At 33.8% G+C, this 16,483-nt stretch carries 3 protein-coding genes; all 3 read right to left on the reverse strand.

Going from position 1 to position 16,483, the window contains the following annotated elements:
• The coding region (locus ACUSJC_RS10755; protein WP_449269565.1) for a DUF6443 domain-containing protein at window positions 1–9,045 on the reverse strand (9,045 nt) is incomplete at its 3' end.
• Window positions 9,046–9,154: 109 nt separating this feature from the next.
• Entirely contained in the window at window positions 9,155–9,724 is a 570-nt protein-coding gene (locus ACUSJC_RS10760) for a hypothetical protein (protein WP_449269566.1), read from the reverse strand.
• Window positions 9,725–9,738: 14 nt separating this feature from the next.
• A complete protein-coding gene (locus ACUSJC_RS10765; RefSeq protein WP_449269567.1) occupies window positions 9,739–15,762 on the reverse strand; it encodes a hypothetical protein in 6,024 nt (2,007 codons plus the stop codon).
• Window positions 15,763–16,483: the final 721 nt, after the last annotated feature.

The raw sequence follows: 16,483 nt of genomic DNA on the forward strand, positions 1-16,483 counted from the left end.
ATCTCCGGTAGTGGTGCTTACCGCTAATAGAACCGTTGAGGTATTGCCTAAGGTTAGCGTACTGTTAGTCGCTCCGCCGTAAACAAACGAAAGATCAAGTCCTTGACCTTCTTCCAGCTGAGAAGCGCTAAAAACATAGCCCGTTTCAAAAGTATGCACCGTCAGCCCTTTTAAATCGTCTACCTGTGCCTGCATAGCGGTACTAAGAGTATACGGACAAATTTCATTCTCCAGATAGTTGTTGTCTAACGTTACCGTAAAACGCAAAGCATAAGAACCCGATGTGTTTTTTAAGGCTTCTGCTTTTATGGTATTAAACGATACAAAATTACCAATTGTATGATTCGTATAAGTCCCTCCACATGTAAATCGTTGCTTGATGCCCTGCATTCTCATTTCCTGAAACTCACCTAAAAAGGCTTTGTTACTGCCTGAGGTCGGAGTTGTAATCGTACACAAAGCATTAGTACTCAATCTAAAGGTACTCAACAGTTTATTGTAAAGGTTAGAACTCATGGTAAGATTATTGTACTGTACAACATGTCCCGGCCATACATATTCATTATTTGCATTTAACACTAATGAATTTCCGGCAATATTTAGCTTACTAGTAGTGCTAGCAGCTGCTGTTTTCAGTAAGATCACTACTTTTCCTGAACTGCTTTGGTAAACTTTCAGGTCTTTTTCTTCCAGCCCCACTCGTGAAGAACCGTAAATATCATGCTCCTGTAATGTAAGTGATTTGGTTGTATTGAGACCGCTCTTATAATTGTAAAAATTATATACTCCTAATACGTTTCCTTGAGCATCCCGGGCATAATACGTTGTATTTGAAGTAATACCTCCTCTGCTAGAAGTGGTTACCGTTTTTCCTATACGGTTACCTAAACCATCATAAACAAAAGTAATTTCCTTACCTATTATTACTGAATTCATTACTATAGATCTTACCTTACCGTCTGCTCTCCACTGAATATATAATCCTTCAGTTTTGTCTCCTATTAATTGCCCTATTTCATCATAAATATAATTATGAGTATTAACATCAGTGTCTGCAAAAATAATTCCCAAAGTATGTTCCTGATCTTCCAGATCCTGTGTATTATTAAGGGTTTGAACGGCATCTTTTACCAATGTTAATTGATTGTTCTTTTGTTTTTGGCTATTTCCCGGCCAGTATTTATAGCTTAACTGATCCATTTTCTCTCCGTCCTGTAAATTACGGTTAAGCGTTTTCAGGTTTCCGTTGCGGTCATAACTGTAAGAAGAAGAATAACTGTTCAAAACACTTGATTGAACACCGCTTGCATTAGGTATAAGTGCTACAGAGGTCATTCCCGTAATACGGTTGAGCTGATCGTAGGTATAACTGTTCTTTTGTACCTCTAAAAGGGTCTCCTCATTACTACGAATAGCTGTAGTCATTTGTTTAATATTCCCATTATACAAATTGCGGTTAGAGGCTCCTAACAAACTATTACGGCTAAACATCAAAGGTTTGAAGTTTGTACTTTCATCATCTGAGGCATCAACAGCCTTATAATCGCCGTTAAAGTAATTTAAACTGTATCCAAAGGCATCTTTGGTTTTTAGAATATTAGCTGCCGTACCATCTGCCCCCATATCGTTTACAGGCGATGCCAGATTTTCTCCGTTAACCGCTTTCAGCCAGCCTTGTAACGTGTAAGCATAATCTGTTCCCTGAACCATTTTATCACCCAGCTCCACTCTCGAAAGCGGTCCGTGTGCATAGTACTCATATTGTGCATCTTTTTCCCAGATCACACCATCTGCCGAAGTCTGAACGTTTACAATACGGTTATCGGCATCATATTCATAACGATGGATAAACTGGTCTGCTTTACCCGGCTGAAGGGTTACCTGGTTTACATTTCCGCTGATCAGGTCATAGTCATACACCACTCGTTTTAAATGGGCTTCACAATCGTTGGTCAACCCTGTACTAGCATCTAAGATCAGATTGGAATCGCAATTAGCATCTCTTAACGGCGCAAAATAGGTTACCTGCTCTTTTACATTACCGTGTACATCATAATTGTAAAAAATAGCATTGTTAAAGCCCAGAGGCTTCGATTCAATATACTGATCGTAATAAAAAATTCCGGTTACTCTGTTGCGATTATTAAAATTGCGCTGCTGTACATCTACTCCGGCAAGTGTTGTAAAATACTGATTGGAGTACACCCCTGTTTCTACTTCAGGATTAGTATCATATACCGTACGAGTAATTTCTATTTTAGTCAATCCTGATTGAAAGCCATCCATTTCTTCTTCGGTAATGGTATAGGTTATGTTTCCATTCCCGTCGTCCACTGCATCACTGGTTACTTTGATCAGTTTACCATTCTCGGAAATATAATAAGAAAGTAATGTTGTTCCATCCAATGCTATAATACCACTTACTTCACCGGCTTCTGTAATTCTTCCCAAGGCATCATAAACGGTATAGCTCATGCGGGCTACGCCTTCATTGGTAAGAGCAGCTAACTGTTTCGCATTTTGCGAAGCAATAATACGTCCCAACTTGTCATACGCAAAACGGCTGATGCCTCCGTCCGGTGTGCTTTGCCATACCAACTGATTTAGTGAATTATAGTGATATTGCGTTTTAAAGCTATGATCCGGTTGTAAAGTGGCATTCTCTGCTGTTGTATCCATGTCATACCCGGCACGATACTCATTGATGTCATCGTTCTTAGCTGTTAAATCTGAAGGAGTAAAACGCTTCACTCCTTCCGGAGCTACGGTTTGTGTTAAATTTCCTGCCTGATCGTAATAATATAATGTGTATTGGTATTCTTTGTCGAAGTATGTCATGTGGAACTGCTCAGATACAGTAGACAAGCCCAATGCTATATAATCCCGGATAAATTCTTTTCGTTTTTCCTGAAGGAAGTTATTATAATTTTCTGCCGAATAGGCTTCATTAAGATTAGTTACCATATCTCCACAAGCAGGAATAAGCTCTGGTAAATCAGGTGTTTCTGCCAGCATCGCTGCCGGGGGACAAATACCACGCGATTCTAATAATGTACGACAATCTTCATTTACCCAATTATTCCAGTTCTTAACTTCAGGATCTGAGGCATTTGCATCATAATACGATTTATAAGCTTCAATGACATCATTAATCTGGGCAAACCCATAATTTAAATAGGTAGCTCCAAACTGGGCAATGGTTCTGAAACGGATATCATAAGAACTGGCAGTACCCGATGTGTTCAAATCAAACATTGTAGTAATATAATACTGATAGCTCGCTGCTATGTATTGGTAATTACTTTCGCAAAAATCATCAAATTCTCCTTCTTCTACTGAATAACCCATAATTGTTTGTGAATTTCCATTGGTATCCAGATCCAAAAATGAAAGAAACGTATTCTTTACTGTTGCATCACATACTACCGGAGCTACCGTTTGAGGGATACAGGTATTGCAAGGATTAGTTGGACTATCTTTGTCTTTATTAGTTTCTCTACACATGTAACATCCAACAGCATCACAATCTGTAAAAATTGGAGTCGCATCTAAAATTGCATTAAAAGTCTCCTGAAGAATAGTATCTGCCGAACCAAACTGTCCTTCCTGAATTACCATATAATTAGCCGAACTACTATTCAATCCTGTATATGATTCAGGGTTTAACCCGGAAACACCATTTAAAATGAAGTTCATATAAGAAGAAGGGGTTGTATAATCTCCGGAAGTTAAATTACCTGAACTGTTAACAAAGAAAATAAAGAAAACTCTTTTAGCTCTTTGTGCATTATTCAAAAAATAATTAATTAAATTGCCAGGACTTATATTATCTCCCTCGGAACTATCTCCTATCAGATAAAATAAAACATCTGTTTTTCTTGACTGATTCGGGTTTTGATACATTCCATTTGTAAAGGAACTTATATTTCCAATTCCTGCACCAGTACTAGCATCATTGTAGACCATATTCTGAATAACAAACTTATCGGTATACTGACTGGTTTGCGTATTAAAGGTTCTTATTAAACCTCCATCATTTACCACATTAAAATTATTGATGTCTGTATCCGTATTCGGATCTTCCAGTTTTACAACATCAGAAAATGAAAAACTACTGTAAGGATTATCTAGTCCATAAGTTGCTGTTGTATAATATAATTTATTGCTTAAATCCGGATCATTCGCATAATCAATGTGCTCTACCAAGAAATTTTTAACTCCTGTTCCTATTTTTAATCGCAACGTATTGTTAATAATCTTACCAACAACAGGAACGTCAAACAAGAAAGCAACATGTTTTTTTTCACATTCATTAATTAAAGGACAACAACTAAAATCAAGCTTTACTCTGCTATTTCCTGAATAAGACACTATACTTCCGCTAGAATTTGTAGCATATAATTTTAAATGTTGCGTTCCGTTCTCTTCATAAAAATAGGCTCCGGTAAAAGAACTGCCTGACATTCCTGTTAAATTTATATTGAAATTAAATACGATTGTTCCATTTTTTATGATATTATATCCTGTCCCCCCTTTTATCCAAACTGTATTTAATGTGGTGCTAACGTCTTCGCTAAAAAATGTTGCCAGAAATGAATTTTTATAGCTTGCATAATTATTTAAATCTACATTAGTGGTACTGTTTAACTGATTATTAGCTTTCAATTCATTTAAAAAGACAACAAAAGCTTGAGTAAAATCATGTTTAACAGTACAGCCATTTCCACTTTCTGATGTACCGGAATTAGGATCCAGAACCTGTCCGATACCGTTATCCGTTATTCCGCATTCGCCAATAGCAACGCAAGTAGTTCCGGAAAGCAATATTTCTTTTAGTTCTCCCGCTATCAATATCTCAGCGATTGCTTGATAAGCAAAAACGCCACCTGATAAGTTTGAAGCATTTTGATCATAATAAAACTGCTTAATATTAAAGATACTCCATTCTCCGGTGGTTACAGAAGTATATACATAATTATTCCAAGTACAGCCATACGTGTTCGTCTCTATTGTAACAGTAGTAGCACATGTATTCACCGTATTATTATTCCAGCCTCCGCTAAAATTTAACGTTAATGTTTGACCACTGACACTTGTGCTGATTTTTGGATTATCCACTAAAAAAACGTTATGCTGTGATTGAGATAATGATAAGCCAGCAGCTTCTATAAAAAAATCTTTTGATAAATAGTTTCCTGTAAAATCAGTATTTGAATTCAGATTAGTAGCTATAAGAGGTAATGTATGGTAATTAATATCTCTGAAAAATCCATTCAGTAGCAAATCCATATCAAATAGCAAAGGACAATTACCGGTTTGCGCATAATATTCATAATTGTTAGCTGTCGCCAACTGATTAGCGGCATCATTAGCGTCTATACCAGAATCGTAACCCGAATCTGACGCTACAAATCGTTTAATCTTTTCTATATAATATGTTCCACTGCTGCTGTTACAAAGTGAGTTAGACTGACTTAAAGACTGTATATATGTATATATAGTATTTTTTTGTGTAAAATTATCTGTTAAAACATTGGTTACAGAAGTTGAAGCACTTCCTCCTATGCAACCATTATATCCATTGTGTTCTAAGGCGTATAAGTTACTGAAGACATGTTGTATTTTACCTTTCAAACTAATATATAGGTTTTTATACATATTCCAGACAGCATCTTTTTTTACAGACGAAAGACTGTTAAAATTAGATAAGATGTTGCTTATATCACAAGTCCCAATACTACTGCAATTAGTTAACCGAACCGCCATTTCAAATACATTGTCTCCGCCGCTTTGCGCATAATCATCTACCAATGCATGATACATAATAGCATACCTCTGGTCTCTTTGAGTTAATGTTTCAAGTGACAATGCTCCAGATTGAAAATAGGGATCTTTGGATAGTATCTGTGCTACATAAGTAGTATTGCTGAAATTTACAAGACCTCTGTCAAAAGCCTGTTGATAAGTTGTTGTCTCTATTAGTAATTCATCAAAAGAGCCAGAAGCCAGATTAAGTGTGATGTCAGGACTGGTTCCGTTAGGATGAGGAATAGTAATTTCTTTTTTATACTCGCAAAGAACCTCATTATATAATAAATATTGATATTCCGGATGAAAAGGCAGTAATGCTTCAGCAAAACTATTGCTCCACTTCGATATAAAATCGGAAACATTTACCAGTTGTTGCGGATGGATAATTTCTTTTAATAATCCTGTAATGGGATCTGTAATTGTTGTTGTAGTTCCGGTAAATTCCAAATCATAATCGGGTAGTAGTGCTGTTCCGTTATTTACTACTTCTATAAAAGCTTCATTTCCGTATTCGTCTTTATAAATAATATTGGTATTTTTCCAATGATTACCTGTAACCGTATGATCATTTGTATTGAATAAAACTCCATTCTCATTAAAAACACTTAAAATAAAGTCAGGATTTAACACCTGATTTTCAGGATCATCTACATCTTCAATATACTCCATTGCCCCATACTGTCCGTAAGGATAAAGATCTGCCATAAGTATATTTCTACTCACTTCACAGGAAGTTACAAAGTTTAATTCGGTACAAATGCTATTACATTGTTCTTCCAACAGTTCCCATTCGCGAACAAACCGAACTATTAAGGCATTTAATTCTGCTGTATCAATATTCTGTAACAGATTAATATCATTTTCCAGGTCATTATAAGTGACTTCCACTGATCCGGAAGTGGTGGGTTCTGCAACAAAAGTGTTATTGTTGTAATATGCAATAAGAGATTCCTGAACATAATCTTCTAATAATCCTATTCTTTCAAAACAGGTTTCACAGGTTAAATTACACAGATCAATATCAATATTAGGAGAAAATGTATCAGGATCTACATAACAACCACTTCCCTCTGTCTTTAATTTTTCTATATAATCATCTGCATAACTATTCAGAGCTTCCTGATTTACTTTCAATTTTTTATATATTGAATACGCTCCTGTATCGAGATTAAACCCTGTAGGATTATGATTTAATGTGATATTGGTAACAGAACCTATAGATGTTGTACCAACTGTTTGATTAACTCCTTCAAAACCGGCAATCTCTTGCCCGCAAATATCCTTCAAACTCAATTGCAGGTCATATACAAAAGGATAATTAGTATTGCAGCTTTCAAAAGTAGTTTCCTGACTTAGCTGGTATGAAAAAGAGTGTGGAATACTATTACCTGCCACACCTATCTCTTTTGAGAAAACTAAAATATCGTTATTAACCGAAAAATTTCCAGAATACTGTAAAATATTGTTATCTTCATGAGAATACCCAGTTGCAGGAGTGTTGTAATGCTGAGGATGAAGATTATTTAAGAGATCAACCGTTATGTTACCATGTTCTGGCGTGTTACTATCTATAACAATTTGCGTTTCATCATTTAACCCATCTAAAGCTGAAGGATGACCTCCTGCCAATGCTGTAGCTATTGTTCTCCCTTGAGGGTCAATATAACTAACACTTACCTGTTCATTAGGATCTACTACAATATTTTTCTTATAATGAGAAACATCCCCTACACTATAACCGAATAATCGGTTTAATTCAACATCATTAGGTACTGTATAAAAATATTTCATCTCATGCCCAGAATCTAGCTGATGTCCAATACCTACCCCTCCTTTTCGTAAAATTCTCCCTGTATTGTCAGGTGTGTATTCAATTTGTGAAAAAGGAAAATTCTTTGCATCAGGAATAAAATTATGGTTTTTCCGGTTAAAAAAATCATTATTAGATGAATAGTACCTACTGGATCCTGTAAGATTAGACATTCCTGAAAGCAATGTAGAACAACTTTCTTGTTCATTATCCAAATCAAAATCTAGGAAACTATAATGTTCCGTTCCATTACTATTATAATTATTAAAAAACCTAATATTTTCATCATTTACAGGTGTTGGTAATACCTCAACTGCAGGTCTTCCCTGAAAATCATAAATAACCTCCCCTATAATTGCATTATTATCGGTATTGACTTTTGTTACCGTTTGACGGTTTCTCAAAGAACCGTCAAAATAGCTTACTACTTCTTTTTTCTTTCCTTCTTCAGCATAACTGGCCTGAAATTGCCAGTTCTTAGCTTTTTCATGTTCCAGCTGTATCTGATAATAATGAGGCCAGTCTGCAACTGTTATTTTTGTAGAACTTCCGGAACTCCACGGACCATAGAACCTTGTATCGCTGTGGTTGATAAATCGACTAATACCCCTTACTCTATAAATAAGGTATCCTTTTGCATAAATTAAAGGAATATTGTACTCTTTTTTTGTAGTTACAATACGAGTATTGTTTCTTTCAAAATCCCTTTCACTTAAAGAAATCTGCTCTGGTAACAATATAGAACTGGCATCCTGATGATAATTATCTATCCATGTCCATTCCAATTCATATTCGACAGCTCCGGTAACCTCTTCCCATTGTATTTTTAATTCTGCTGGCTTAGTGCCTCCTAAATCTGTATAATGAGTTACGGTATGATCGGATATGGGAGTTTGTTGTGTAATTAGATAATATCTTTCTGCCATAAAGCCTACTTCAATATAAGCATTTTCTGGACTATATGTAGCTGTTGTATTTGTAGGTATATCTGTAACTGTATAAGAGATTACAGTTACACTTAAACCATATCCATTTTCAATTTTAAGATAATTTGTATCATTAAAATGGGTTCCTGTTCCTGATAGTGTACTATTCGGATTGTAATTAACACTTAAAGAATATGGAATATTTGTATTATTAGGATCAACTGTCCCATCTGACTGTAAAACAGTTATACTTAACTCTACCGTTAAATTATACCAAGAAAACGGTAACTCATTATTGTTAATAAACAATTTTACATAAGAATAAACGTAATCATCTTGTTGATTAGGAGTACCTGCCTCATTATCGTATACATATATTACATTATTGATATTGGTTAATCTATCTTGAAAAAAACCATATTCCTTTTCCTTAATCTGTCCTAAAACAGCTATTGAAAGAAAAAAAACAATAAAACTAAAAACTTTATTCTTTGTCATAAAAATATTTTTATTAAAATAATGACTTTTATATTATAGATATCTTAATGGAGTAATTTATCATTTATTATGAAAACACCTTGTTCTATAAAGAAGATGGAGATAAATTCTAATCTTCTGTATTCTTTGGATTATTGCTTCTGGTTTCTTGAATAGTAAACACTCCTCGTTCTGTTTCCTTTTTTACCCGAATTAAGCCTCCTTCTAAATCATATTCATAAAAGGTAGCATAATTATTTTCATCCAATTCTGCCATCAATCTTTGCGTATCTTCATCATATACAAAGCTTTTCATATTCCCATTGAACGGATAAAAACGAACGTCATCAAAATAACAATCTCCTCCTGAAGTATTATTACAATGCATCTCCACTCTTAGTAGAGGATTTGAAGCATTCTCTATTGAAGGAATCTCTATAATCCCTATAATACGTTGCCAATTCTCTATAACAGGTCCTTTTGCATAAAAATTAATATTTACCGGACTTGTAACGTTTTCTACCTTTACTGTAAAATAGCTATTATAAGTGGTCACTTGCTGAGCGTGTATTTCCTTTACCCAACCACTTACAATATACTTTCCCGGCTCAGGGGCAAACATTCCCTGCGTTATTGTTTTATTTTGGGAAAAACCATATAAAACAAAAAATGTAAAGAATATATTTATCGCTTTTTTCATCTTTAAAACATTAATTAATTGAAACAAGAGTCGCTAAAAGGAGTTGAAGAACAATTTCTTCCATGAATACATGATGTTACTAAGCTATTGCCATAACCATCTACTGAATTATCGCAAGTCCCTGTACACCCGGCATAATTAAAATACAGATACATTATTTCTCCATTAACCGATATTTTCAGATAATAATTCCCCATATCTCCGCAAATATAACTTGACACACTTAAAACATTACCGTTGACAGAACAACTAGGAGTTGAAATACCACATTCTCCTAATATTATAATTGTAGCCCCTGTATTAAATGTAAGTACTGATCTGTCGTTTGAAACTGTATAACTGCTACAACCCGTCTCTCCAGGGTCGTTTTCATCCGGAGTTGTCGGACAGCTATTCATTATATCTATTTCTTGTTCCTGAACATCCAGATTAGCGACTAAAGAACGATAAGTTGCATTCTCTACCTTAATACTTTTCTTTCCTGTATGAGAATGCTCAGCGGATATATCTTCAATGGTTCTTAAAATAGTTAAGTGTTGATTATCTGATTCAAAACTTTCAAATCCCATATTTCGATATTTAGAGTTAGAAGCGACAGCAACAGGAAGCGTTTGTTTATAAGCATACTGAGCCGAACTATAGCGGTCTAAGGCATCTTTATTTTCCAACTCATATCCGTAAGGGCTATACTGCGTTACACTACTGGCAAAAGTCCAGCCTGTTGGATCTACAATCCATTTCTTATTTTCATCTAACTGATAAAAAGGACTGAATTTTTTATAAAAACCTTCTTTTCTCGGATTGTTTATTAATCCTGTTGAAAAATTTCTTCCCGTTAAATAAGCGTACGATTTTTCGGCTCTCCAATCTCCTTTTATATTCAAAACATAAGGATTTACCAAAGGACCGTAAGGATAATTAGGCAATCCTTCTTCATTAACCGGCCAATTTTCTGTTGGCGTATAAGGATTTGAAGATCCCGGAGGTCTTAAAGTAGAAGAACCTGAGGTATTAAAATAATTCGGATAATATACTCCTAATTCATATTGAGGCAACCAAAAATCTTTGTACAAAACGGCACTACTGTTCACAATATACGGATTAGCGGAAGTACCATCAAAAACAAGCGAACCGAAGTCAAAATCTAATGCTCCGTCACTATTCAAATCTTTTAGAGGATTTTTCAACAACGTAACAGAAGCCATAGAAGCTACTTGTAAGTTACGATATCCGGATCGTACTATTTTAAAATCAAATTCATCATAATCAGCACACTGATTTATATAATTTCCATAACGATCCATTAACAATATCCCTGTATTATCTTCTTTAAAACCAACTACCCAGAGTTTTGAACCTACAGGCTGAGTTGATTGATCTACAAAAATAAGTCCTGCTCCTCCTACCACATTACTTCGGGTATAAAGTTCATCTCCTACATGAAAATATTGAGTTAAATCACCTGTAAATCCTTTTATATTAAAGAAAGGAACCAGAGCAGCAGAACTATTGGACGTAGGTTGAATCCCGGAAAACGATTCTAAAGTTCCTTCAAGACCAATATTAGTACTTGCTAATCCCATTCCGTCATACATCCAATACGCCGGATAATTAAAAGTATAATAATGATCATCATATTCATTAACGGTTCCTGTTAACAATACTTGCCCGGAAGAAGCATCCCAAAGCAGATTTTTAGTAGAAACCGTAGATCCTAAATCGGTTGCTATCTTTTCGACTAAAATCCCTGTTTGATGTACATGTTTTGTTGTAACAGCCGTTCTAAGTCTGTTTTCATGAGAGGAGTTTTTAAAAAACACCGTTGGGATAAACACAGGAAAAGGGACAGGTGCAGCTGGAATAATAAATGACGCCAGATTAACATTTGCTCCTGTAACCGATGATTCGGAATAACTTTCGTGAAAATCATTTATTAAATCATAATCTAAGCCTATTAATCTTTTTTGAACTTCGCCTTTTGAATTAATCGTTAATAAATTATTATCTAATTTCCCTTCTAAATTAATATTGTATCTATATTCTATTTTAGAAATAGGAAAATCACTATCTTCTGGAAAAACTTCTTCTGATTTTATTTTCCCATTCATATCATTTGTTGTAATAGAATAACCCTGAGACATCGTAAGATGGTCTCGGATATGAATATTTCCATTTGAAAGAAAACTTGTTATAATGCTTTGGGGTGTTATATCTGTTATTGTATTAACATCTGTATGTTCTACCTTCGTTGGAAAATCATACGTTGTATAAAATCTCGACACAACCTTGCCAGTTGCATGCTTTTTTATGCTAGAATGGCTTAAATTTTTAACTGTAACTTTAGAGTAAGTTATTCTAGCTGTAGGAAAAAAACCAGAACCAAAAGGCTTCTCAACATAATTATTCTCTATAGGAGCAGAAATACGTTCTGCATAATTACCACTATTGTTATAAAAAGGTTCAACCCATGGATTTTCAATAGAGCCATTAGGTTCATAAGCTGCTACACCACTTGAGTTTCCATTATCATCATTATAATCATATTCTTGTCCATACTCCATATTAGAAAGATTTGTTCCTCCATTATCTGTTAACATATTTGTCCACTGATCACTCAATTTTATTGATCTAACTCTGAGCCCTCCTCCATATTTTCTCTTTGTAGAATTTTCCAAACGTACCCATGATTTATTAGGTTTAAAAATTCGTGAACAACCGTTATCCTGCAAAGCTTTATTGGGCCCTTTAAATATTTCTGTAACAGCCTGAATGCTTCCTTTTAAACTATTTACTATTGTTGCAAAATCCCTCTCTGTTGGATTATCATTAAGTCCGTAAACATGCCTATTTAAATACATTCTTCCAAATCCCCAGCCTGTTTTTGCTATAGGGTTTACCTGAGCATTTGCATTTGTTCCTCCATCTCTTCTCAATTTTTTAAGGGGTAATGCCACATAAGTTCCACTTGAAATAGAAGATATTTTAATGGGATGTTTCTCATATGTATTATTCGTCTGAAGTGTTCTCTCACTAATAGTAAAATATCCTTCAACATATTCATATTGTTGGTTATTATCCCCCCTCATGTTAAGTAAGAACCTGAATTTAATTGGTTTTTCTAAATTTTCACTTAAATAATCTGAGATAAACTTTTCTCTATCATAAGATGATAACTGATTCTCAGAAATTTTAATATACAGATATCTCTTATGGGAGTTCCCATCATAGAGTGTATGATTAAAATTTTCACCTGTTATTGTTGCTTCATTACCACAACCAATAACATTAAACATCTGCATAGCCTTTTTATCCTGAACATATTGATAATCATCACTTTCTGTTTCAACTACAATAACTCCTCCGGAAGGGAGCTTTACTTCTTTCAATGTCCACGCCTGACTACTTTGATCAACCGAAGATTCAGACTGCTCCACATAGGGAAACTCTGTATTGTTAGGTTGAGAGTTAAGCTGCGAACTTCCTGTATTTTCTTTGTAATTACCCCATATATCAAACCCTTTATTATTATAATCAGGATTAAAATAATCGTAAGTAAAAACATACGGAGTGTATTTTCCCATATTAGATCCTCTATAGGTAAAATAAACTTTTTTTAATGTTAATTTTCCTTGCTCTGACGCTATGGAATTTGGTGTGTTTTCGCAAAGTGTATAATCATATTCAAAATGTGCTATTTTAATAGATTTAACATTCCCGGAAATACCCGGATCTGTAATAACACCATTAATTGTAACTTCCGGACGAGAATATAAACGGATTGCTTTTAGTCTTTTCATTCTTCCTGAACCAGCTCCTCCATTCTCATCAAGTACTCCTACAGCATCTAATCTATCCTCTAAATCAAAAAATGCCACATGCGTTTTCGTAATTATCTTATCCAAATAGATTAACTCTTTTTCTCCATAAATATAATTACCTTTCTGATCATAATTTTTTGTAATCAAACCGTTGTTATATGTAGCTTTATTTTTTTCAAAAGGAACCCTCCATTTATAGTTTGACTCTGTTATTGTATAAATAAATTGTGTATAAGAGCCTAAATCATCTAACGAAGGTCCATTACCACTAATATCTTCATAATCAGAAGACAAAACTGAAGAAAGCAAATAACTATGTGCATATTTTGGTGTTGTTATTTTATTTAAATATCTATCACTTATACTATTACTGTTACTTGAATAAGGAAGATCATAAGGAACCAGTCCTGAATCATTATAATTTGTAGATACTCCTTTACCTGAAACATCAAAAGTTGCCTCTACTTTTTTAGTATTATAAGCCGTTTGTCCGTATACATAAGTTGTTCCATCTGTTTGTAAGACCCTTATACCAGCTGTATGATGATTTTCTTTGCTTGTCAAAATAGCATTTTTTACAACAAAAGGATCACCTTCAGCTTCTTTTGCTGTCACCTTTTGAACTACTTGATTTCTTAAAACTCTTTTATCTCTCTTAATTTTAGAGTTAATATTAAAAGAATTTCCTGCTTTATTATAGAATATAGATTGAGTAGATCCATTTTTATTTCCTCCTGTTATTCCAAATCTAATTGCAGATTCATTATGTACTGCAGATTCATATAAATTTTGATCCGGATCAACCGTTAATCCTCCCCCTATAAATTTATATACTACAGATTCATAATCTAATTTATTAGTATCCTGATTACTTTCGTTAAAATAAGGGAGTACATTATTTCCTGTACTCCATGGTCCTGTTTTACTTATTGAAGGATTAGTTCTAAAATCCATACTTCCATGTACCAGATTCCCCGATCCAAATTCCACACCGAAATTACTTCCATTTCCTAGGTCTACAACATTGTCATTATACACATTACTTACCTGAGAACGATAAGGTCTATACATTCCTGACACTCCTTGTCCTTCAATAGTATATAAATCATAAGTATAATTTGTGATTGGTAATGCCAGCGTATTCTTAGTTATACTTCTTTCATTGTCTCTGTTAAAATCCAAAACACCAGACTGAGAACCTTTAAAATGTGTATTTTCATATCCAAAAGCTTTTTCAAGTTTACTTTTATAATCAGCATGTATTTTTTGATATGAACCATAAGCCGTTACCTGTACTTGTCCTTCTCCACCAAATAGTTCTGCTCCCAAAGCGGTATTAAACGTAAAATTTGAATTTTCAAAACCTATTCTTTTACTTGGAGTATAACTTTGTTCATTAAAAGAAACAGATCCCGATAATGATCCCAATCCGGCATTACTTCTTTTAGCTTCAGACATAAGACTCCCGTCCTTATTTTTTATGGTTCTGTGATATTTCTGAGAAACTGAGGCTGACAGATTTAAGTTTTCAACTCCTTTACGACTACTTAAGCCTAATGATAAAGAACTATTTAAACTTGTTGTCATATCATCAAAGTTAGTTGACTTTATTGATATTCCAACATTTGGCGTAACACTAGCTCCATCTTCTACAGAACTAGAAACATTCATTCCTACTGAAACATTATCGCTTAATTGAAATCCGACTCCATAAGAAGGTCTAAACGTAATTCCTTCATAATTATTTATCTCTACTCCTAGACCTACCCCCAAGTTAATTGCATCACTCCCTAAAAAAGCTCCATTAACTGCTAAATTCATACCTACAGTCACATTGTCTCTTAAATCATTTTCATACTTTACCTCATCTCCTTTAAAATCATCAGGTAATCCTCTAACTTGTCTCTCTATCTGACCTACATTTAAATTCCAACCTAATCCAACCCATGAAGCTTCCTGATCCATTGTTACTCCTGAATTATAGGCCAAATTGATTGGATAACCTCCTACATCCATAATAGGTATATTATAATTAAAATCGCCACTGGCTAAATCTACCATATCAGATGTTCCTATAGGTGTAAATGCATTAAACTCAGGTTGAGTAGGCCCACTAGTCAATGCATACATCTGTATGGGTTGGGTAACTTGCAAAAACATCATCATAGCCAAATAATAAGCTACTAGTTTAGAAAACTTACTGGTTCTAATCTGCTTCATAATAGTATTTCTGTATAAGAATCTTTAAATCAATTTATCTAAAAATATAAATGTTGTACATCTACAGTATAAATTACGGCCAGTATTCTTTACAATATATAACATGAAAAGTTGCTACACTTTCATATCCTCATAAAGAAATAAGCCTCCCATTATAGGATAAAATCCAATATTATATTATGTTTTTGTTTTCCAGACAAAAACGAAACTATATGACATAGTTTCAAATTTTCCAGACTGTAAATGCTTCAGATATTTTTATAGTCTATTGTTAACTAAAATATCTTCGCAAAAAAGTAGTGATCTATCAATAAGGTAAGGTTATTAGCAGTTATTTTATCTCACTTAACAAAAACATTTTTAAACACTTCATTAAAACAATGCTACTATATAAGCAACATAATTAACTAACGTTAACATTTGTTTTTTATTTTTTAGCAAAGTAAAAATTGTTAAAAAAAATTTTAACAAAAGTATTCACATTTATAATAAAAGACAAAATTATATTTTGTTAAATTATTCTTCCTTTTATCAAAAAAGTTAAATTAGTAACAGTAAAGTTTTTTTTAAGTAAGAATTAAATTTCTTTTAATACTATAAAAGCTTTTATTTACAAAATTTTAACAACTCTTTTATTTACCAAAAAACATCCTTACAATACCTACTTTTTATAAATTCAGTACATTTCTTTTACATTACTTCTTAATACAATATTTTGTAC

The organism is Flavobacterium sp. U410 (genome assembly GCF_053570605.1).